Below are 19,707 nucleotides of genomic sequence, written 5' to 3' on the forward strand. Positions count from 1 at the left end.
ACCATTATGCGAATTTATGTTGCAGGTAATATTGTTGTTGATGAAACCTGGTCCATTAACGATTTGCCTCAAAAGGGCGCATCTATTCACGGCGTAAAAACATCGCAGGATATTGGCGGCAAAGGCGCTAATCAGGCGATTGTTATTTCACGCTGCGGTATCGATACACGTTTAATTGCCGCAATAGGCGACGACAGCAATGGACGCTGGATTCGTGAGAATATCGCTCATGAACCGGTGACACTTTTTCCCACTGAATATTCATCCCCTCACAGTGACGCCTCAATTATTTTAAACAGCAGCGATGGTGACAATGCCATTATTACCACCACCGCAGCGGCCGATGCCTTAACGGTGGAGATGATTCTGCCCTATTTAGCCGATGCCGCTCCGGGTGATATCTTGCTGCAGCAAGGCAATTTCTCCGTAGAGAAAACCCGCGCGCTGTTCAGCTGGGCAAAAACCAGAGGGATGAAAACCGTGTTTAATCCCTCACCGGTCAATCCTGACTTCGCGCAACTTTGGCCGCTGGTCGATATTGCCGTTGTGAACCAGCTGGAAGCCGATTTATTGCAACCGGCTGGCGTCAGCACCCTCATCGTTACTCAGGGCGCTGCCGGTGCGCTGCTTTTCACCGCCACGCAACGCAGCTTTTGCCCCGCCTCACCGACGCAGGCGGTGGACAGCACCGGTGCGGGCGATACCTTCCTCGCCGTGCTGCTGGCGTCTGCGCTCCTGCGCGGCGTGGAACCCGATCGGCTTGCTTTACAACATGCCAGCCAGGCAGCCGCCATCACCGTGAGCCGTACCGGCACCGTGACGGCTTTCCCTACGCAACAGGAACTCGCCGCGCTGCTAGCTACGCGCAGCGAGTAACCGGTTACTTGAACAGCGGACGATAAGTATCGACGTTCGCTTTGGTCACCACGGTGGCTGGAACCAGAATGGTTTTACTCACCGTTTTCCCTGCCGACAGCGTGTTGAGGGCTTTCAGCGCCTCTTCGCCCATCTTTTTCGGATCCTGCTGCAGCACAGCAGTAACGTAACCGCCATCAATGCCGCTGATGGCTTTGGCCGTCAGATCCCAACCGAAGACTTTGATCGCTTTCTGCCGTCCCTGGTTTTCCACGGCGGCAATCGCGCCCAGCAGGGCCGGTTCTCCGGTGGCATAAATTGCCGTTAAATCAGGATTGCCGGTGATAAGGTTTTCCGCTGCCGTCATGGCGTTGTCCTGGATATTCTGACCATCCACCACATCGGCAACGGTGATGTTGCTGTTGCTCTTGATGGTCTCTTCAAAGCCTTTCTGACGCTGGTTCTGGATCGCCGAATTAAGGGCACCGACAATGCCCAGGCGTGCCTTGCCGCCCATCTCTTTCGCCACGTAATCGACAAAATATTTACCGAGTATTTTTCCGCCTTCCAGATTATCCACACCAACCTGTGACGCTTGTGGACCCGCTGGTAATACCGCATCAATGGCAATTACGGGAATGTTCGCGGCAGCGGCTTCTTTAATCGCCGGCATAATTCCGTTCACGTCAATAGCATCAACCAGAATGCCTTTCACACCTTGCTGAATATAGTTTTCAATTGCATCGTTCTGCGCAACCGGATTATCGGTGGCATTGAAAATAACCAGATCTTTGCCACTGGCTTTAGCGGCTTCTTGCGCGCCCTGATTCATCAGATTAAAGAATAATGCCTGCTGATTAATTTGCACTAAGGCATAAGTTGGTGCGGCTTGCGCCAGGGAAAAAAGGGAACCCGCAGAAATTAAGCCTGTAGCCAAAACCAATGAACGCAGTTTTCCGGTGAAAGATAACATCATGGTGTTCCTCGTCGGGAATAAATAATAATCAGCGTTTCCCAGCGTTAAGACACTGAGATTATTTTTGGCGGGCAAATATCGATGGATATGCTGTTCACACTGCGCAGGTGCAGTGTTTTTAAAACACCCTGCTTACGTTTTTTCGGCAACCCATCCGCTAGGAATACCTGATGAAATAACGAAAGTCAGTTTGGGAATGGATTCCCGGTACTGCGGTAAACTGTGCATACAATTCGCTGAGTGACTTTTTTTGTCAAGTGTTTATTTATGCATCAGTGGGCAAAGGAAAGCGCTGTATCAGCCGTGCTTAAGTGTGTTACAGATATTGGTGTGGATAACAACGCATCCTCTTGCGACTCCGCGCGTTATTGTGAGGTCGCCATAAATGGCGACCCTACGATTGATCGGCACGTTTTGTAGGGTCGCCATTCATGGCGACCGAGAAATGGCGACCCTACGATTAATCGGCACGTTTTGTAGGGTCGCCATTCATGGCGACCGAGAAATGGCGACCTTACGATTGATCGGCACGTTTTGTAGAGCCGCCATTCATGGCGACCGATAAATCACTATGGCGAGGAACATGAGCACAAAACGCGTGTTGTTATCTGACGTGGCGAAATTAGCAGGGCTCTCCAAGGCCACGGTCTCTCGCTATCTGAATCACAGCATTGTGTTGCCGCAGGAGACGATTGACCGCATTGAAGCTGCCATCCACCAGCTCGATTATCGTGGCAACAGCCTGGCGCGACGCCTGAGCAAAGGCGGCAGCGAAACCCTGGGTTTAGTGCTGCCCGATATCACCAACTCCTTCTTCGCTGAACTGGCCGACGCGGCAGAAGAGGCGGCGTCAGCGCGCGGTTACAGTTTGGTACTCTGCATCACCCGCAATAATCCCGACAAAGAGGCGCAGTTCATTCGCTGGCTGGACACACGCCAGGTCGATGGCCTGCTGTTTACCACCAACCGCCCAGATAACGGCTTGTTGCGTAAAGAGATGCAGCGTCATCAGCATATAGTATTACTCGATGAAGATATTCCCGGCAGCAACGTACCAAAAGTATTTGCTGACAACGTGCAAGGCGGGCGTATCGCGACTGAGCAGCTGATCGCTGCGGGACATCGTCATATCGCCTTTATTGGCGGTCCGGAACAGCTGATGAGCGTGCGCGAACGTTATCTCGGCTTCTGCACCGCGATGAAGCAGGCCGATTTGTCGGTACCCGACGCATGGGTCATGTACGGTAACTACGAGCGTGAGTTTGGTCAGCAGGCTTTGCAGCAGCTGTTCAGCCAGTCTCAACGCCCCTCCGCCGTGTTTGCCGCCAGTGATTATCTGGTGCTGGGCTTGCTGGATGGCTTACGTGCCAGCGGCCTTCAAGCCCCCGCTGCGCTTTCACTGGTTGGCTTTGATGACGCCAACTACACCGACCTGACGCAGCCGCGCATCTCCACCATTCGCCAGCCCGCCCGGGAACTGGGTTATACCGCGGTAGATATCATGCTGCGCCTGCTCAACAACGAAGCCAATATTCCATTGGAAACTCGCTTGCCGGTCGAATGGGTTGGCCGCGATTCGATCCAGCTCTGCTGCCCCTGAACCATAATGGCGCAAAATTGCACAACTTTGGCGCAAAAGATGATCAAAAATCACCAGCGCATTACCTTCTAGTAAACCGGTTTACCTCGCTGCGCAAAATTAACTTATTGAATTACCGATTTTTTTGTCTTCACAATACTGGCTAAATTATAACCTGGCACAGAAACTGCAATATTCCTCCCGGCAAACAAATATCGTTGTATCCAGAGCCAGCACGTATCAGGTTATGTTGTATCTGGCAGGTAAACCGGTTTACTAGCATGTAAATCGCGCCAGATCCGACCTTTCCCGCTGACTAACAATTGTCCCGGTAACCGCAATGGGAGTGATCAGATGCAGCAGCCACACGCTACCCCGGCACGGGTAGAAATGATTAACATCACCAAAACTTACGGTTCGATACGATCCCTGCGCGGCGTGAATTTGCAGCTGGCGCCAGGGGAAGTGCTGGGATTGGTGGGCGATAACGGTGCGGGCAAATCAACCCTGACCAAAGTGCTCTCCGGTGCGGTGGTGCCCACCAGCGGTGCCATTCGCATCGACGGTGAGCAGCAGCACTTCACCAATCCGGCGGATTCGCGCCGTTGTCACATTGAGATGGTCTACCAGGATTTATCGCTGTGCGACACGGTGGATGTCGCCGGTAATCTGTTTATGGGCCGCGAGCCAATGAAATCGGTGCTCGGCATCCCTTTTCTCGATCAGGCCAAAATGCATGCCGAAGCACGCGATATGCTGAAAGGTTTGGGTATTTCGATTCCCGATACGCGTTTGCTGGTGCGCAATTTATCCGGCGGCCAACGGCAGGCAATTGCTATTGCCCGCGCCGCCGCCTTCGATCCGAAAGTGCTGATCATGGATGAGCCGACCGCTGCGTTAGCCGTAGCGGAAGTGGAAGCGGTGCTGGAGCTGATACGGCGCGTCTCTGCGCGCGGGGTTAGCGTCATCCTCATCACCCATCGTTTGCAGGATCTGTTCCTGGTGTGCGACCGCATTATGGTGATGTACGAAGGCACCAACGTAGCGGATCGCCGCGTAGCGGATACCAGCCTGAGCGATATCGTTAATTTGATCGTGGGTGAGAAATTTACCGCTCATTCGGCGGCTGCACACTGAGGTAATGGGATGAGCATCATGAATTTAAGCAGTTCGCGCATGATCCAGCATTCGCTACCGCGTCGCCTGCTGCATAACCATTCGGGCGTGGTAAGCATTGCGCTGTTTTTCATCTTTTGCTGCGTGGTGTTTTCGCTGATCACCAGCAACTTTCTCACCAGCACTAACTGGCTGAATATCATTCGACAAAGTGCTCCGCTGCTGATCGTTGCAACCGCAATGACGTTGGTGATCACTACCGGCGGCATTGATTTGTCGGTGGGTTCGACGCTGGCGCTGGTTGGCGCGCTTTCCGCTATCGCGCTTAACAATTGGGGCTTATCCTGGCCAGTGGTGCTGATCGGTGGATTGCTGCTGGGCGGATTAGTTGGCGCCATCAATGGCTTCTTTATTGCCTTTGAGGGAATTCCGGCGTTTATCGTCACCCTGGCCACGCTGGCGGTAGTGCGCGGAGTGGCATTGCTGGTCACGCAAGGTTATTCCATTCCGGTGCCGGCCGACAGCTTGTTTACCTTTATGGGGCGCGCCTGGGTGCTTGGCGTTCCGATGCCCGCGCTGATTGGCATCGTAGTCCTGTTTGCCGGGCATATTGTGCTGAACCATATGCGTTTTGGCCGCTACGTTACGGCGATTGGCGCCAATGCGGAAGGTGCACGTCGCAGCGGTATCAACACCAAAGCGGTGACCATGAAGGTCTATATCATTAGCGGCATGGCAGCGGCGCTGGCGGGGATGATCATTACCGCGCGTCTCGGCAGCGGCTCATCCAATCAGGGTGAAGGCTTTGAACTGCAGGTGATTGCTGCCGTAGTGCTGGGCAGCACCAGCCTGTTTGGCGGCTTTGGCACCATTATTGGCACACTGCTGGGAGCGCTGTCGATTGCCATCATCCAGAACGGACTGATTCTGTCGCACATCTCGCCGTTCTATACGCAAATCGCCACCGGCACCATCATTCTGCTCGCCATCTGGCTGAATACCCGCATTCTCAACCCCGCCCGCGCGCCGGCAAAAGGATAGCCCATGAAAGGATCGATTTTCCGTCATGCCGATCCGTTACCGCTTGGCGTTACAAGTGGCTACGTGATGACGGTTTTAGGACCGCTACCGCTGGCTGAGATGGGCGTGACCTTGATGCACGAACACATTCTGCTCGATGCGTCCGGTAAATGGGTGCCGCCCTGCTGTTGCAGCGATCGTCATCTTGCCGAGATGCCAGTCAAGATCGAGAACCTCGGCGAACTGGCCATGAACCCGCTGATGAGCCGCGATAACTGCCAACTGTTTGACGTCGACCTGGCGATTGAAGAGTTGATGAAGTACCGCGCGTTGGGGGGTGAAACCATTATTGATCCAACCAATATCGGCATTGGCCGCGATCCGAAGGGCTTACAGCGTATCGCCCGCTTAACCGGTCTCAACATCGTGATGGGCACTGGACTTTACCTCGAGCCCTCGCATCCCGCATGGGTGAAAAGTATCAGCGTGGAGCAGCTTAGCGAAAAATTGATCTTTGATCTCGGTGGCGCAGCGGAAAAACCGGAGGTGATTGCCGGACTGATCGGTGAAATCGGTATCTCCAGCCGCTTTACCGCCGATGAAGAGAAATCGTTGCGCGCGGCGGGACGCGCCAGTGCGGCAACCGGCGTGCCGATTCAGGTGCATCTGCCGGGTTGGGAACGTTTAGGCCATAAGGTGCTGGATATCTTGCAGCAGGAAGGCGCCGATCTGCGTCACACCGTGCTGTGCCATATGAATCCTAGCTTTGCCGATAAACGCTATCAGCGTGAACTGGCCGATCGCGGGGTGTTCCTTGAATACGACATGATCGGCATGAGCTATTACTACGCCGATGAATCGGCGCAATCACCTTCCGATGAAGAGAACGCGCGCGCCATCTGCGAATTGATCGATGACGGCTACCTCCAGCAAATTTTGCTGTCGCAGGATGTGTTTCTGAAAACCATGCTGACGCGCTTTGGCGGCCACGGTTATGGCTACATCCTCAAACATTTTGTCCCGCGCCTGAAACGTCACGGCGTCAGCGGCGAACAACTCGAAACCTTATTGATTGCTAACCCGCAGCGCGTATTTGGCGGGTGAAAGGGAAAATTATCATGCAGAAACAAGTCTTGCTGGTGGGCGAATCCTGGACCAGCACCTCGAACCACATTAAAGGCTTTGACCAATTCTCCACCGCCACCTGGCATACCGGCGCCAGCGATTTTATCGCGGCGTTAAAGGAGAGCGATTACGCCGTCACGCACATGCCGGCACACGCTGCGGCCACCGATTTCCCACTCACGCTGGAAGGATTGCAGCAGTGGGATGTGATTATTCTTTCGGATATTGGTGCCAATACGCTGCTGCTGCATCCCGATACCTGGCTAAAAAGCCGTCGCACCGCCAACCGCTTATCGCTGATCCACGATTACGTGGCGGCGGGCGGCAGCCTGATGATGATTGGTGGTTACTTCAGTTTTCAGGGTATCAATGGCGGTGCGCGCTTCCGCCATACGCTGGTGGAAAAAGTCCTGCCGGTGCGCTGCCTCGCCTGGGATGATCGTGTTGAAACGCCCGAAGGATCGACCCTGGAGATGACGCAGCCGCATGCGGTATTCAACAATATTTCCGGCGAATGGCCGTGGATGCTGGGATACAACGAAGTGGAGATGCAACCTGAAGGTACGCTGCTGGCGACCGTTGCTGGCACCGCGCATCCATTATTAGCGGTGCGTGAATATGAAAAAGGCCGATCGCTGGTGTGGACCAGCGATATGTCGGCACACTGGCTACCGCAAGAGTTTACGCAATGGCCCGGCTATCGCCAGCTGTGGATTAACTGCTTCGACTGGCTAACGGAGCGCGCCTGATGCCTCCCGCTTCGCTCGCCCTTACCCAACATTTGCTCGGTTTCGATACGATCAATCCGCCCGGTAATGAAGCGGCGTGCATGCAGTTTTTGGCCGATTGGCTGAGCGAGCGAGGTTTTACGGTTAACCTGTCGTCTTTTGGTGCTGGCCGCAGCAATCTGATTGCGCATCTTCACGGCGCATCGCCCGGAAAACCGCTGGCGTTTACCGGCCATCTGGATACCGTGCCGCTCGGCAATCAGCCCTGGCAACACGATCCTTTTGGCTCGGATATCGTGGCCGATCGGCTTTATGGACGCGGTTCGAGTGATATGAAAGCGGCGATAGCGGCTTTTGCTTTCGCCTGCCTCCAGCAGCAAACGGCGATTCGTGCCGGGCGCGGCGTGGTTCTGCTGATCACCGGCGGTGAAGAAACGGGCTGTGAAGGCGCGCGGTCGCTAATTGATGCCGGCACGTTGCCGGAAATTGGGGCCCTAATCGTCGGCGAACCGACAGCCAATTATCCGGTGATTGGGCATAAAGGTGCACTGTGGCTTCGCTGCGAGACGCGCGGAAAAACCGCCCATGGCGCGATGCCGGAACTGGGAATTAACGCTATTTACCTCGCGGCTGATGCGTTAGGCAAAATCCGCCACTTTTCTCCCGGCGCACAGCATCCGTTGATGAAGCAGCCCACGCTGAATGTCGGACGGATTCAGGGCGGTTTAAACATTAACTCGGTGCCGGATCGCACGGCATTTGATGTTGATATTCGCAGCGCGCCGAATTTGCAACACGCAACAATTCGCCAGCGGTTAGCGGCTATGCTCGGAGAAGAAGTGCAGATCACCACCCTGGTCGATTTGCCTGCCGTATTGAGTTCCGAAGAGAATCAGTGGATCCAATCGGTCTATCGTCGCTGCCAGACGCTTTTCACGCAGCCGTTAGCCGCGCGCGTGGTGCCCTACTTTACCGATGCTTCGCTGCTGCTGCCCGCGCTGGGTAATCCGCCATGTATTATATTAGGCCCGGGCGAACCGACGATGGCGCACCAGACCGATGAGTATTGTTTGTTGAGTAAGCTGGGGGAAGCCGAGCAGTTATATGGGCAGATTATTGCGGATTGGATGAAGGTATAGAAGCGGTCGCCATGAATGGCGGAATGTCGCTCACTTAACCTATTTATACAGGTGCGCATCAATGCGCACCCTACGAAAGCCCCGCACTATTAACGTAGGGTCGCCATTGATGGCGACCTGCGGGATTGCTGGGTGCACAATCCTGCCCACCCAGCATTTTCCTCAGAAACGATAGGTCGCGGATACCGAGACGTTACGCGGCTCACCGTAAACAATCCCGCCGTTGCCGACGTTGTTGTCGTACTCTTTGTCGAACAGGTTGTTGATGTTCGCTTGCAGCGAAACGTTTTTGGTCACGTCGTAGCGCGCGAACAGATCCACCAGCGAATAGCTGCCCTGGCGTGCACGCCAGGTGCCGTTGCCTTCCGGACCGGCAAGATCGCTGTAAGTCTTCGATTGCCAGGTCACACCACCACCGACAGTCAGCGCCTCTAGCATCGGCAAGCGATAGCTGGTGAAGAGATTGAATGACGTGCGCGGCAGCTGCGAATTGTAATTTTCGCCCTCACGATCTTCCGCCACATAGCTGGTTCCGCCGAAGGTCATCTGCCAGTTATCCGTCACCGCGCCGTTCACCTCGAACTCAACGCCACGGCTCACAACGCCGCTTTTACCTACATAGATCGCATTACCGGTTTCAGGGTTGGTTTGTCCTGTGGCTTCACCGACGTTATCCAGTTCGGTGCGGAATACCGAAATTGAGGTGGTCAGGCGACTGTTAAACCAATCCGACTTCACCCCCGCTTCGTAGTTTTTACCAATCACTGGCGCCAGGAATCCGCCTGAAGAATCCTGGTAATCCTGCGGCTGGAACACCGAAGTGTAGCTGGCATACGCTGACCAATTATCGTAGAAGTCCCAAATCACGCCGCCATATGGCGTGATGTTGTTCTTCTCCATCTCTTCCGTCAGCGTCTGACGATTCCAGTTGGTATAACGCGCGCCCAGGATCACATGTAGCGGATCGGCCAGCGAAATGCGGGTTGCCAGATAAGCAGACTTCTGACGCACCAGCTGGGTATCCGAAGCGGGTTCGCGTGGATTCCAGTCAGACTCCGGGAAGTTACCGTTGTAATCGTAGAAATTACCCAGTTGCGCCGGTGAAATATTGGTCCAGGCACTGTAGTACTTATTATCCTGACGGCTGTAATTGATGCCCAGCATCAACTCATGCTGACGGCCAAACATCTCATACGGGCCGCTGGCAAAGGCATCCACCGCATCCACTTTACGTTTACCGGTGTTGTAGCCAGTACCGCCGACGGCGTCATAAGCATAAGAGGCAGGATACTGATTGACGGCAACGCCGGTGTCTTTATTGATATAGCTATCGATATACAGTTGCTTACTATCCAGAGTCATCTGGTTATGCGTGCCGTTAAGCGTGATGTTCCAGCCGTTATCAAAGTTTTGCTGCAGGTTAATAAAGACTTTATTGTTTTCTTTATTGTTATAAGCCCAATCCGGCGCGGTGTTATAACCACGGCGCAGTTTCACCTGCGAGCCGTCGGTATACCAGCGGGGTGAACCACCCCACATTGGCGAATCGGTATTCACCTGGCTGAACTCATAGCCTACCGACAATTTCGTGGCATCGGTCAGATCGGCATCGACTACGCCATAGACGAACTTCTTGTCTGCGCCGTAGCGTTCGATAAAGCTGTTTTTGTCTTCATAGCCCGTCACCAGGCGTCCACGCACGTTACCTTCTGGCGACAGAGGCGCAGAGAGGTCCGCAACGTAACGCTGCTTATTCCAGCTGCCGTAGCTGGCAGAAACACTGCCGGTGAACGCTTTGCTATCGGCGTGCTTGCGCACCATGTTGATTGAAGCGGAGGGATTGCCCGGTCCGGTCAGCAAACCTGTGGCGCCGCGAACCACTTCAACGCGTTCATACAGCGCCATATCGCTCTGCGCATCACCCAGATTCCAGCGCGAAGCGAAAGCGGTTGGGATGCCATCGACCATGTAGTTGTCGATCATAAAACCGCGCGAATAGTAGTTGGTGCGATCCATATCACTCGAGACGCCGTGAATGCCGGTGGTATTCGACAACACATCATTCAGCGATTGCAGCTGCTGATCTTCCATCCGCTGCTTACTAACAATCGAAACCGATTGCGGAATATCGCGCGCGGTCAGCGCCATTTTGGTACCGGCACGCGTCACGGGAACGCTGTAATCTTTGGCGGCCTGCTCTTGCTGATCCGCGCTGGCGCTGGCATCAACGTTCAGAGTCTGCTCGGGAGGGGTGGATTCCGCTGCTTGCGCGATACCCGACGCAATCAACATAGCCAGTAAAGAGAGACGCAGCGCACGCGGAGGCACACTGCCGGGTTTCCTGACGCGCAAATCTTCGAAAGACATACGATTCCTCAATCAACTTATCGTTATTTTTTTCGGCATCGCAGCGTCTGCGGAACGAAGAACAGTAAGGATGCCGTTAAGAAAGCAAATGAGAAATATACGCATTAAGGTTTGCAATGCAAGAAATTGTTACCGGTTAACTGACACTTTTACACTTAGATAAAAGCCTTTTGCGTCAACGAGTAATAATTGAGGTAGGTTACTTTCCGGAATCATTCCGTTAGCGTTATCAGCAACTCCGTGAAAAAGAACAGTTTCTGGATGCCCAACCGGCAGGAAGCACAGGAATGAATGGCCGTACCAGAACGCTCAGTGGCGTAGCAATAAACACAGCCGCCCTGGCTGACAAGCAACGTGCTGTTCGAAGAGCGCCGTAAAATGCGAAGTAAACGCCCCTCTATTATTCTTAGGCTGATACATTTCGGCGATAATAAATACAATAACCTTGCTAAATAATGAAAAATATAAAGACATTTCTGATGCTATCTTATTTTCCGGACAATTCTGCCTGCATGAAATTATTTTAATTTGGTTTAAAGTCTCGTAGAATACCGGCTTCATACCTCTTAGACCAATAATAAGGATTTATTCATGAGCGATGCACTTATTGCGTTGAACAATATTCGTACGCTACGTGCCCAGGCGCGTGATATTGATATTGCCGTATTAGATGAAGTACTGGAAAAACTTTCCGTGGTAGTGGCAGAGCGCCGCGAAGAAGTCGCCGCAGAGAATGCCGCACAGCGCGAAAAAGAACAGAAACTGGCGCAGTATAAAGAGATGTTGCTGAAGGATGGCATCGATATTAATGACCTTGCGCAATTAACCCCGCAGGCAACGAAAGCGAAAGCTAAACGTGCGCCGCGTCCCGCGAAGTATAAATTTATCGACGAACAGGGTAAGGAAAAGTTGTGGACCGGCCAGGGCCGCACGCCATCGCCGATTAAAGCAGCCCTTGATGCGGGCGGTTCGCTGGATGATTTCCTAATCTGAATTAATTAGGTGGACGTCATTGTCCACCTACTGTTTCTCCGGAGCCATGCGATTTTTTGCGCTCTTATAATAGAACGCTGCTATTTAACACCCGCGCGATGTACATGGCCCTATTTCAGAACGGCGCAAGCGTGCGCAATTCTCCGCCCCGCTTCACGCACCGTGTCAATATCGGTGGCAATCGACAAACGGAAATACGGTGATAAACCATAAGCGCTGCCCGCTACGCCGGACACGCCGCTTTCCAGCAGATAATTCAGCACATCCTGCTCGCTCTCAATCTTCTGACCATTTGGACGTGTTTTGCCGAGCAAACCGGCGCAGCGACAGAAGATAAAGAACGCACCGTCCGGATTTAATACTTCAATCTCTGCCAGCGGTTTGAGTAACGCCATTATCGCATCACGACGATCCTGATAAGCTTCACGTTGCGGCGTAAGGAAATCCAGCCCGCCATTGAATGCCGCCGCCGCAGCGGCCTGGCTGATGGCGCTCGCGCCAGAACTGTTTTGCGACTGAACGACCACCATGGCATCAATCAACGCTTTAGGGCCCGCGCCGAAGCCAATGCGCCAGCCGGTCATGGCGTAGGTTTTGGACGCACCGCCTACCAGCAGAATGCGATCAACTAAATCGGGCGCCACGTGCAGCAAACTAACATGTTCACGACCATCGAACAGAATATGCTCGTAAAGCTCATCCAGCATGATCAACACATCGGGATGATCGCGCAGTACCGTCGCCAACGCGGTCAATTCTTCGGCGCTGTAGGCCATGCCTGATGGATTGCCCGGATTGTTAAGTACCAGCCAGCGAGTTTTCGTCGTGATCGCCTGTGCCAGCTGCTGCGGCTGCAGTTTGTAATGCTGCTCGAGCGGGCAGGTTAAGAGAACCGCTTCGCCGCCGTTGAACCGCACGCTATCTGGAAAGGTCGGCCAATAGGGCACCGGCACAATCACCTCATCGCCTTCATTTAGCGTGGCGGCAAAAGCGTTGAAGATGATCTGCTTGGCGCCGTTGGCGATGCAAATCTGTCCCAGTTCATAATCGAGCCGATTTTCATTGTGTAATTTGGCCTGCACCGCCTTGCGCAGCGGTGCAGTGCCGTTGGTGGGCGTGTAGCGGGTTTCACCCGCTTCCATCGCCGCCACCGCCGCCTGACGAATGTGCGACGGCGTATCGAAATCGGGCTCACCGGTGGTGAGATCGAGAATATCCACGCCCTGCTCTTTCAGCTGGCGCGTCAGCTGCCGCGCCGCCGCATTAGCCGAGAGCGACACGGACTGCACACGCTTCGATAAGGTGACCATGTGATGCTCCTGATGGGTTAAGCCGCCGGCAAACCGAGGTTTTCGCGCAGCGTGGCGAACGCGTAATCCTCGCGGAACAGACCGCGACGGCGCAGTTCCGGGATCACCAATTCGACGAACAGGTCGAGCTGCTCGGACATAATGGCCGGCATGATATTGAAGCCATCGGCACCGCCCTCTTTCAGCCACAACTCGAAATCATCGGCGATGTCTTCTGCGGTACCGACAATTACACGATGTCCGCGTGATCCTGCTGCCACCGCAGCCAGCTCGCGCAGGGTCAGATTTTCACGCTTCGCCATGTCCGTCATCAATTTGACGCGACTCTGATTACCTTCACCCAGCGGCACTTCCGGCACCGGACCATCCAGCGGGAACTGGCTGAGATCCATGCTGAAACGCAGCGACAGCTGACGCAGACCATTTTCGATATCCACCAGCGTATTGAGTTCTTTCCACAGCGCTTTAGCTTCTTCTCGCGTGCGGCCAACAATCGGCATGACACCCGGCATGATCACTACGTGGTCGGGATTACGACCGGCTGCAATCACCTGATCCTTCTGCGAGCGATAGAAGGTTTGTGCCTCTTCCAGACTGGCCGACGCGGTGAAGATCACTTCTGCCGTTTCAGCAGCCAGTTTCTGACCATCCGCAGACGAACCCGCTTCAATGATCACCGGACGACCTTGCGGTGAACGGGTGATATTCAGCGGGCCTTGCACCTGGAAATGTTCTCCCTGGTGATTAATCGGCTGAATTTTCTCATCTACAAAGTAGCTGCCCGTCTCCTTATTGGGCTGCACAGCACCCTCTTCCCAGCCGGCCCACAGTTTTTCCGCCACTTCAAGGAATTCACGTGCGCGCGCATAGCGCTCAGCATGGTTCGGCATATCGCTGCGGCTAAAGTTACGCGCCACATCGGTAGAGAACGAGGTGACCACGTTCCAGGCTGCGCGCCCGCGGCTGATATGGTCCAGCGAAGAGAAGCTGCGCGCCATGGTGAACGGATCGCTGAAGGTGGTGGACGCCGTCGCCGCCAGGCCAATGCGCTTGGTATTTACTGCCAGCGCCGAAAGCATGGTCAGAGGTTCCAGACGCGCCATGGTTGAAGGCAGGCGATACATGCTGGTTGCCAGCGCATCGCCGACGAAGAACAGATCGAATTTACCGGCTTCGGCCTTTTTCGCAAGGGTGATGAGCCAGTCAATGTCGGTAGGATCGCCGAGCTTTTCCGTCAAACGCCAGCCGCTGACGTGTTGTCCGACCGGTTGAACAAAAAGACCTAAGCGGATGTGGCGTTGTTGTTGTGAAGTAGCCATGAATTTGTCCTGGTAAATAAAAGTGAGGCGTTTAAAAGGCGTTCTCGGTCGCCAGCAGCGCCTGCTCCAGCGCATGGGCAGTGATGCGGAACGGCAGGCGTTCGGCGCTGGCCGCCGGGAATTTGATCTGTTCAGCGATAGTGCGGATGATGGCCGCGCGATCGCCGGTTAATGGCGCAAGCGTTAAAGGCATATCGTATTGACGCAGCAGCGTCAGCAGTTCGTTGTCCGGCACGCCGTCATGCTCAATTAACGATTGCACCAGCAGGCTGAAGCCCACTTTCTCCCCGTGCAGCCACGCGTGTAGGTCCGGTTGATGGGTCAGACGATTATGGATTGCGTGAGCGAATCCCGGCGTTGGCAACACGTCACGCACGCTGTTCGCCAGCCCCGCCAGAACGATATTGGCGTCGATGATTTGCACCAGCTCAGGCGTCACCTGCTGCTGCGCATTTGCTGCCACCGCTGCGGCACCCAGCTCACGGTAGCGATCCAGTGCGCGCCGCGCGGTCATCACTTTGAGATCCAGTGCCAGATCGTGGGGATTGTTACGCTGATAAGGGTAAAACTCGTAGTACTTCGCCAGCGCATCAACGATACCCGCTTTCAGATAACGCACATCGCTACGGGCAATCACTTCGCTATCCACCAGCACCAGATCCGGCATTTTGCCCAGCGGCTGGCTGCGCACATGTCCGCCTTGCTCATTGTAAATAATCGCTACCGGCGACCACGCGGCGCAGGTGGCGGCCACGGTAGCGAAATTGATCAATTTTAGGTCGGGCAGTTGGCTACCAACGGCCTTGGCCGCATCCAGTACACGCCCGCCGCCGACTGCCAACAGCAGCTCAGCGCCCTGGCTTTCCACATTATGCTTCAGCGTTTCAATGGCGGCATCGGTGCATTCACCCGGCAGATACTCTATTTCCCAGCGAATACCTTCGGCTGCGAGACTTTGTGTTAATGCGGGATTGACCGCCTGCCAGGCGCGGGGAGAAGTAAAAATACGGATATGTGAGGCGTAAGGTTTTATTAATTCTCCGGCGCGCGCGCGCAAACCGGATTCATGTGCATAAGCACGCGGAGATTTGATTGCTAACACGGCTTCACCCTGATTAAGAATAAGGCTATAACGAATTAAAATTAAGATAATTCAGAGGGTTAATACAGAATAGTTATAGCGCTATGTATTTTCTGCATACTACGGTAAATAACGATTTAAGCAATGCAAAACGGGCGATTTCATTTTCACAAATTCGCATTAGCTTAGTTAGTTTTCACATATAGCGCAGCTTGGCTTTGCTGGTAATCTGATCTCTTTCCATTGGTTTGCAAAATAGCCGCCTGCAAGGTCGCCATTCATGGCGTAATGCTCGTCAGTTAAGCGTGGATCGGTCACCATGAATGGTGACCCTACGTGGATATCGCCGGGTTTTCGTAGGGTGCGCATTCATGCGCACCTGCATAAACAGGCATTTTTTTGCTTAAGTGAGCGGCATTACGCCATTCATGGCGACCCAATAAAAACGCGCATTCTTTGCTTTTCTCCGCCAGCTGGCGGTTTATCCGGGGATATCTATGTCACTTATATTTCGTCAGGTTAGAGAAGACGAGGTGGAAACTTATCAGGCCCTGATGCATGCCGCTTATGCGCCGACGCTGGCGCTGGGCATCAAATTTGATGCCGCCACCGCCGATCGCGCTAAAACGCTGCGTCACCTGCAAAGCCACGGCGTTTATGCGCTGTATGCTGATGATGTCATGGTCTCGTCGGTCACCGTGCGCTATCCGTGGGGCCCGCTTCCCGGCCCGTTTGGCCTGCCGCACATTGGCTGGTTTGGCGCGCATCCCGATTATCCTGGCCTGCAATATGGGCGACAGGTACAAGATCGCCTCGAGCAAGAGATCCTGCGCGGCAAATTACGCGCCCCTGCCGTTTCGCTCGGCACCGCAACCAGCCATCCGTGGCTGATCGACATGTACCAAAAGCGCGGTTTTCAGCTGATGCACACCACCGATCTCGGCAAAGGTCACATTACTCAATATATGAAAAAAGTACTGGATGAAGCCGCCCATGATGCGTGGTTAACGCGTCTGGCCGCTCAACAAGGAATGAAACCATGAGCCAACAACTCGACACATTAGGCGAACAGCTAATCGCTTTCCGCCATGAACTGCACCGTTTTCCCGAACTTTCTAATGAAGAGTTTGAAACCACCGCACGCATTCGGCAGCAGCTGGAAAAGCACCGTATTCGCGTACTGGATCTGCCGCTCAAAACCGGCTTAGTGGCCGAAATTGGCCCCGAACAAGGCCCGCTGATGGTGTTACGTTCCGATATCGATGCGTTGCCGATTGAGGAGCAATCTGATGTGACATTTCGCTCTGAGCGTCCCGGCGTGATGCACGCCTGTGGCCACGATTTCCATAGCTCGGCGGCGCTTGGGGCGGCTATCTTACTGAAACAACAGGAAGATACCTTGCCGGGCCGCGTGCGCATTTTATTCCAGGCCGCCGAAGAGACCGGCCAGGGCGCGCCCGATGTGATTGCCACCGGTGCGCTGAACGACGCGGTGGCTATTTTCGGCATCCATAACGATCCTTCACTGCCACCGGGCGTGATCGGCAGTAAAGCCGGTCCGTTGACCGCAGCAGTCGACCGTTTTGATATCAGCATTACCGGCATCGGTAGCCACGCGGCTAAACCCCATCAAGGTAACGATCCGATTGTTATCGCAGCACAAATCGTTTCAGCGGCGCAAACGCTTATCAGCCGCAATGCGCCATCGGGTGATAACGCAGTGGTGTCGATAACGCAGATTCACAGCGGCAGCACCTGGAATGTTATTCCTGATAGCGCCTGGCTGGAAGGTACGGTGCGCTCCTTCTCACAGGAGACACGCGAACGGCTGGAGCAGCGCTTCCGGGAAATTGTGCTGGGTATCGGCGCGGCCTTTGCTGCTGATGTGACCTTCAACTGGCATGCGGGTCCGCCATCGGTGGTGAATGATGCACATTGGGCCGACTTCGCCCTGCAGCAAGCCAGCGCAAGCGGATTTGAGGCGCGCGTGGTGGAAGCCAGCCCGATCGGCGAAGACTTTGCTTTTTACCAGCAGCAGCTGCCCGGCGCCTTCATGATGATTGGCACCGGTGAGCCCTATGCCCTGCATCACCCGGCGTTTCGTATTAATGATGATGTGCTGCTGCCCACAGCACGCTATCTCGCTAACCTTGCCGTCGCGGCATTGCGTAGCCTGGAGCGTGCCAGCTGATGAATCTGACTGCCGCGCTGGCTGAGCGCATTGTTAACAGCCAACCGGATGACGCTGCACGCGATGCGGCGCGCAACGGCGTGCGTGATTTTCTCGCCGTCAGCTGGCCGGTATTGCAAGGTCAGGTACCTGATAGCGGTTTACCGGCGCTGCGCCGCGTTTACGGCGACGGCGGCACGCGCTCCCACGCGCTGCTACTCGGTTATGCCAGCCATGCGCTGGATTACGATGATTTCCATGCCGATTTTCGTGGGCATCCCAGCGTGGTAATTCTGCCCGCGCTCTTCGCCTGGCAACAGCAACAGCCTGCTGAACTGAACGATTTTCTTGATGCCTACGCGATAGGCGTGGAAGTTGCGGGTCGTCTAGGCGTTGCCGTAAGCCAACAGCATTATGCATTGGGCCATCACAACACTGCGACGCTGGGCACCCTTGCCGCCGCCGCCGCGCTCGCCCGGCTACTGCACTTGGATACGTCGGCAACCGCAACGCTGCTTGGCATTGCGGCTACGCAGGCCAGCGGTTTACGTGCGCAGTTTGGATCGGCGGTAAAACCATTGCATGCTGGTTTCGCCGCAGAACGCGCAGTGACTGCCGCACAGCTGACGCTGGCTGGGTTTGATGGCAGACAAGGCGGCGTAATCGAAGCCTTTATTACCGCCACCAGCAATGGTCAGGGGCGGCCAGAAAAATTGATTGAAAACTGGGCGCAACCGTGGCGCATCGTGACGCCGGGGCTGGAGTTCAAGCCTTTTCCCACCTGCGCCGGTACGCACAGCGCCGCCGAAGCCACGCGCATCCTACGCCATGCGTGGCTGGCAAGCGGAAAATCACTGGATTCACTGCTGGAAAATATCAGCGATATCAGCGTCGCTTTTCCGCCGGGTGGTGATATCGCCGCCTCGGTACGTGTGCCAACCAACGGCATTGAAGCACGGTTCAGCCTGGAATATGTGATTGCGGCGATGCTGATGTACAACGATTTGCGTTTGGAGGATTTCGCCGAAGGCGATCTGAATCACGCCGTGATGCCACTGGCGTCCAAAGTGCGGCGTACGCCGGATGAAAGCGCGCCGCCGGATGCGATTAATCCGGCGCTGCGTTTTCATGTGGTGACGTTGACGTTGCGCGATGGCACGCAGTTGCAGCATCGCCGCACACGCCAGCAATCGCTAGCTGATACGGTAGATGTCGCCGGGAAGCTGCGTGCGGCGCTGCTGAAGGAAACGCCGCAGCGCCAGCAGCGGTTGTTAGAGAGCAGCAACTTGCGCAGCACGGCGGAACTCACCGCCTTAACACAGCTACTACTTTAGAGCGTTTCAACAGGCTCTAACGCATCCTGAATGGCATCAGCAAGATTAGCGATTTCGTTCGCTACGGCTTGCAAATCCCATGATGCCTTTGAACCACTGGCCGCAGTAGACGCGCTCACCGACTCTTTAGCCACGGCTAACGCTGCCGCAACTGCCACGGTGCGCTTATGCTGTTCTACCGTGACGCCCAGCGCTGGCTGTGTGAAATAGTCGTTGACCATAATACCTCTCCCTTACCTGTTAAAAATAAAATGAAATCCTGGAGAGGTATTATGAGGTAATTGCCGCAGAGTGCTATCGAAATAGTGAGCCGCCAGCGGCGGCTCACTCTGTTTCAGATTTTAGGCTGCTGATCTTCGGGAAATTCTGTGTCGCGAGGTAGATCATCATCTTCATCGGGTAAGGGTTCATCATCACCGGGTAAAGGAATGACATCATCATCTGGACGCTCTGACATAAGTACCTCCATAAACCCGAATTGGGTGAGTTAAGTGTAGTAATGCCGCCAAATAGGCCGAAGGCGTTCATTTCAATATGTGAGCTAAGCGTAAGAAATATTTAAATAACACTATTCTTAATTTCGACTACCGCTTCA

General features: G+C 54.6%; 18 protein-coding genes. 11 read left to right on the forward strand and 7 right to left on the reverse strand.

Annotated elements, in window-relative coordinates; genetic code table 11:
* The first annotated feature begins 6 nt into the window (after window positions 1-6).
* Window positions 7-876, forward strand: a complete 870-nt coding sequence (locus ACIP6T_RS14355; protein ID WP_345830107.1) for a PfkB family carbohydrate kinase — start codon at window positions 7-9, stop codon at window positions 874-876.
* A gap of 4 nt (window positions 877-880) precedes the next feature.
* Here ACIP6T_RS14355 and ACIP6T_RS14360 read toward each other — a convergent pair whose 3' ends face one another.
* Window positions 881-1,831: a substrate-binding domain-containing protein gene (locus ACIP6T_RS14360; RefSeq protein WP_097097761.1), complete on the reverse strand. Its 951-nt coding sequence runs from the start codon at window positions 1,829-1,831 to the stop codon at window positions 881-883.
* Window positions 1,832-2,402: 571 nt separating this feature from the next.
* Here ACIP6T_RS14360 and ACIP6T_RS14365 point away from each other — a divergent pair.
* The 6 genes from ACIP6T_RS14365 (at window position 2,403) to ACIP6T_RS14390 (ending at window position 8,538) form a co-directional block, all read left to right on the forward strand.
* Window positions 2,403-3,431: a LacI family DNA-binding transcriptional regulator gene (locus ACIP6T_RS14365; RefSeq protein ID WP_400457926.1), complete on the forward strand. Its 1,029-nt coding sequence runs from the start codon at window positions 2,403-2,405 to the stop codon at window positions 3,429-3,431.
* Between the two features lie 369 nt (window positions 3,432-3,800).
* Window positions 3,801-4,547, forward strand: coding sequence for an ATP-binding cassette domain-containing protein (locus tag ACIP6T_RS14370; protein WP_176519248.1), 747 nt, complete (start codon window positions 3,801-3,803; stop codon window positions 4,545-4,547).
* A gap of 18 nt (window positions 4,548-4,565) precedes the next feature.
* Complete coding sequence (locus tag ACIP6T_RS14375) at window positions 4,566-5,567, forward strand: ABC transporter permease (RefSeq protein WP_345830110.1); 1,002 nt, start codon at window positions 4,566-4,568, stop codon at window positions 5,565-5,567.
* Between the two features lie 3 nt (window positions 5,568-5,570).
* The gene (locus tag ACIP6T_RS14380; RefSeq protein ID WP_400457927.1) at window positions 5,571-6,650 is read left to right on the forward strand and encodes a phosphotriesterase; all 1,080 of its coding nucleotides are present in this window, start codon (window positions 5,571-5,573) and stop codon (window positions 6,648-6,650) included.
* A gap of 14 nt (window positions 6,651-6,664) precedes the next feature.
* Complete coding sequence (locus tag ACIP6T_RS14385; protein WP_097097756.1) at window positions 6,665-7,420, forward strand: glutamine amidotransferase; 756 nt, start codon at window positions 6,665-6,667, stop codon at window positions 7,418-7,420.
* Window positions 7,420-8,538: a M20 family metallopeptidase gene (locus ACIP6T_RS14390; protein ID WP_400457928.1), complete on the forward strand. Its 1,119-nt coding sequence runs from the start codon at window positions 7,420-7,422 to the stop codon at window positions 8,536-8,538. Before ACIP6T_RS14385 ends, ACIP6T_RS14390 begins: the two co-directional genes overlap by 1 nt.
* A 162-nt stretch (window positions 8,539-8,700) precedes the next feature.
* Here the strand turns inward: ACIP6T_RS14390 and fhuE are convergent, their stop codons facing one another.
* On the reverse strand, window positions 8,701-10,905 hold the full coding sequence (fhuE, locus tag ACIP6T_RS14395; protein ID WP_400457929.1) for a ferric-rhodotorulic acid/ferric-coprogen receptor FhuE: 2,205 nt from the start codon (window positions 10,903-10,905) through the stop codon (window positions 8,701-8,703).
* Window positions 10,906-11,496: 591 nt separating this feature from the next.
* Between fhuE and ACIP6T_RS14400 the strand changes: the two genes are divergently transcribed.
* Window positions 11,497-11,898 (forward strand): H-NS family nucleoid-associated regulatory protein, encoded by a 402-nt coding sequence (locus ACIP6T_RS14400; protein WP_097097753.1) that lies wholly within the window; start codon window positions 11,497-11,499, stop codon window positions 11,896-11,898.
* A gap of 110 nt (window positions 11,899-12,008) precedes the next feature.
* Here ACIP6T_RS14400 and ACIP6T_RS14405 read toward each other — a convergent pair whose 3' ends face one another.
* The 3 genes from ACIP6T_RS14405 to ACIP6T_RS14415 are packed head-to-tail and all read right to left on the reverse strand — an operon-like array spanning window position 12,009 to window position 15,629.
* Entirely contained in the window at window positions 12,009-13,208 is a 1,200-nt protein-coding gene (locus ACIP6T_RS14405; protein ID WP_400457930.1) for an aminotransferase class I/II-fold pyridoxal phosphate-dependent enzyme, read from the reverse strand.
* 17 nt (window positions 13,209-13,225) lie between these two features.
* Window positions 13,226-14,527, reverse strand: coding sequence for an LLM class flavin-dependent oxidoreductase (locus ACIP6T_RS14410; protein ID WP_345830118.1), 1,302 nt, complete (start codon window positions 14,525-14,527; stop codon window positions 13,226-13,228).
* Window positions 14,528-14,558: 31 nt separating this feature from the next.
* A complete protein-coding gene (locus ACIP6T_RS14415; RefSeq protein ID WP_400457931.1) occupies window positions 14,559-15,629 on the reverse strand; it encodes an iron-containing alcohol dehydrogenase family protein in 1,071 nt (356 codons plus the stop codon).
* A 476-nt stretch (window positions 15,630-16,105) separates the two neighbouring features.
* Between ACIP6T_RS14415 and ACIP6T_RS14420 the strand changes: the two genes are divergently transcribed.
* From ACIP6T_RS14420 to ACIP6T_RS14430, 3 genes are read left to right on the forward strand one after another with little or no spacing between them, the layout of a single operon-like run.
* Complete coding sequence (locus ACIP6T_RS14420) at window positions 16,106-16,651, forward strand: GNAT family N-acetyltransferase (RefSeq protein WP_097097749.1); 546 nt, start codon at window positions 16,106-16,108, stop codon at window positions 16,649-16,651.
* Window positions 16,648-17,799 carry an amidohydrolase gene (locus ACIP6T_RS14425; RefSeq protein ID WP_345830123.1) on the forward strand — a complete coding sequence of 384 codons (1,152 nt, stop codon included), beginning with the start codon at window positions 16,648-16,650 and terminating at the stop codon, window positions 17,797-17,799. Before ACIP6T_RS14420 ends, ACIP6T_RS14425 begins: the two co-directional genes overlap by 4 nt.
* Window positions 17,799-19,112: an MmgE/PrpD family protein gene (locus ACIP6T_RS14430; RefSeq protein ID WP_400457932.1), complete on the forward strand. Its 1,314-nt coding sequence runs from the start codon at window positions 17,799-17,801 to the stop codon at window positions 19,110-19,112. The genes ACIP6T_RS14425 and ACIP6T_RS14430 overlap by 1 nt, the downstream gene beginning before the upstream one ends.
* Here ACIP6T_RS14430 and ACIP6T_RS14435 read toward each other — a convergent pair.
* Together ACIP6T_RS14435 and ACIP6T_RS14440 are read right to left on the reverse strand one after the other, a co-directional pair.
* Window positions 19,109-19,333 carry a hypothetical protein gene (locus ACIP6T_RS14435; RefSeq protein WP_345830126.1) on the reverse strand — a complete coding sequence of 75 codons (225 nt, stop codon included), beginning with the start codon at window positions 19,331-19,333 and terminating at the stop codon, window positions 19,109-19,111. The genes ACIP6T_RS14430 and ACIP6T_RS14435 overlap by 4 nt on opposite strands.
* Before the next feature lie 113 nt (window positions 19,334-19,446).
* Window positions 19,447-19,569 carry a hypothetical protein gene (locus ACIP6T_RS14440; RefSeq protein ID WP_255438391.1) on the reverse strand — a complete coding sequence of 41 codons (123 nt, stop codon included), beginning with the start codon at window positions 19,567-19,569 and terminating at the stop codon, window positions 19,447-19,449.
* Window positions 19,570-19,707: the final 138 nt, after the last annotated feature.

Source organism: Pantoea sp. NPDC088449, assembly GCF_044753225.1.
Lineage (GTDB): Bacteria > Pseudomonadota > Gammaproteobacteria > Enterobacterales > Enterobacteriaceae > Pantoea > Pantoea floridensis.

Excerpts from the sequence above, each read along its gene's own strand:
- ACIP6T_RS14355 (WP_345830107.1), top strand. The coding sequence starts at position 7 with ATGCGAATTTATGTTGCAGGTAATATTGTTGTTGATGAAACCTGGTCC.
- ACIP6T_RS14360 (WP_097097761.1), bottom strand. The coding sequence starts at position 1,831 with ATGATGTTATCTTTCACCGGAAAACTGCGTTCATTGGTTTTGGCTACA.
- ACIP6T_RS14365 (WP_400457926.1), top strand. The coding sequence starts at position 2,403 with ATGGCGAGGAACATGAGCACAAAACGCGTGTTGTTATCTGACGTGGCG.
- ACIP6T_RS14370 (WP_176519248.1), top strand. The coding sequence starts at position 3,801 with ATGATTAACATCACCAAAACTTACGGTTCGATACGATCCCTGCGCGGC.
- ACIP6T_RS14375 (WP_345830110.1), top strand. The coding sequence starts at position 4,566 with ATGAATTTAAGCAGTTCGCGCATGATCCAGCATTCGCTACCGCGTCGC.
- ACIP6T_RS14380 (WP_400457927.1), top strand. The coding sequence starts at position 5,571 with ATGAAAGGATCGATTTTCCGTCATGCCGATCCGTTACCGCTTGGCGTT.
- ACIP6T_RS14385 (WP_097097756.1), top strand. The coding sequence starts at position 6,665 with ATGCAGAAACAAGTCTTGCTGGTGGGCGAATCCTGGACCAGCACCTCG.
- ACIP6T_RS14390 (WP_400457928.1), top strand. The coding sequence starts at position 7,420 with ATGCCTCCCGCTTCGCTCGCCCTTACCCAACATTTGCTCGGTTTCGAT.
- fhuE (WP_400457929.1), bottom strand. The coding sequence starts at position 10,905 with ATGTCTTTCGAAGATTTGCGCGTCAGGAAACCCGGCAGTGTGCCTCCG.
- ACIP6T_RS14400 (WP_097097753.1), top strand. The coding sequence starts at position 11,497 with ATGAGCGATGCACTTATTGCGTTGAACAATATTCGTACGCTACGTGCC.
- ACIP6T_RS14405 (WP_400457930.1), bottom strand. The coding sequence starts at position 13,208 with ATGGTCACCTTATCGAAGCGTGTGCAGTCCGTGTCGCTCTCGGCTAAT.
- ACIP6T_RS14410 (WP_345830118.1), bottom strand. The coding sequence starts at position 14,527 with ATGGCTACTTCACAACAACAACGCCACATCCGCTTAGGTCTTTTTGTT.
- ACIP6T_RS14420 (WP_097097749.1), top strand. The coding sequence starts at position 16,106 with ATGTCACTTATATTTCGTCAGGTTAGAGAAGACGAGGTGGAAACTTAT.
- ACIP6T_RS14425 (WP_345830123.1), top strand. The coding sequence starts at position 16,648 with ATGAGCCAACAACTCGACACATTAGGCGAACAGCTAATCGCTTTCCGC.
- ACIP6T_RS14430 (WP_400457932.1), top strand. The coding sequence starts at position 17,799 with ATGAATCTGACTGCCGCGCTGGCTGAGCGCATTGTTAACAGCCAACCG.
- ACIP6T_RS14435 (WP_345830126.1), bottom strand. The coding sequence starts at position 19,333 with ATGGTCAACGACTATTTCACACAGCCAGCGCTGGGCGTCACGGTAGAA.
- ACIP6T_RS14440 (WP_255438391.1), bottom strand. The coding sequence starts at position 19,569 with ATGTCAGAGCGTCCAGATGATGATGTCATTCCTTTACCCGGTGATGAT.